Raw genomic sequence first — 646 nt, 5'->3', positions numbered from 1 at the left:
GTCATACAATCTTTTACTAAAGTAGCTACAACTTATTATGGCAATCCATCCTCCCTCCATCAGTTTGGCGTACAGGCGGAGAATTTGTTGAGCCGCTCGCGTGAGCAAGTAGCAGAATTGCTGCACGTATCGTCAAATGAAATTATCTTTACATCTGGAGGAACGGAAGGGAATAATTTGGCTATTAAAGGCGTAGCGATGCAATATAAAAGCCGAGGTCAGCATATCATTACGACAAATATTGAACATGATTCTGTTCATGAACCATTCAAGCAGTTAGAAGCCCTAGGATTTAACGTTACGTATGTTCCGGTAGATTCCAGTGGATTTGTATCACCTGCGGCTATTGAATCAGCTATTACAGATGAAACCATTTTAGTATCTGTTATGCATGTAAATAATGAGATTGGCACCATTCAGCCAATTGAAGAAATTGGACAGATGCTGACGAACTATTCAAAGGTGCTTTTTCATGTCGATCATGTGCAGGGAATTGGAAAAGTTCCGCTTTCTTTAGCGGATCATAAAATTGATTTATGCACATTATCAGGACACAAAATTCACGGCTTAAAAGGGACGGGAATTTTATATAAACGAAATGGAGTTCAGCTTCATCCGCTGCTTAGCGGAGGCTCTCAGGAAATGC

Annotated in this window: 1 protein-coding gene; it reads left to right on the top strand. The window is 40.4% G+C overall.

What is annotated here, in order from left to right; genetic code table 11:
* A partial coding sequence (locus AC1DRF_RS31245) for a cysteine desulfurase family protein (RefSeq protein ID WP_477742731.1) occupies positions 1 to 646 on the top strand: 646 nt, incomplete at both ends.

This window comes from Priestia sp. P5_B4 (assembly GCF_056400385.1).
Note: the sequence above shows the minus strand (reverse complement) of the source record. Positions and strands in the feature narration are given on the sequence as shown.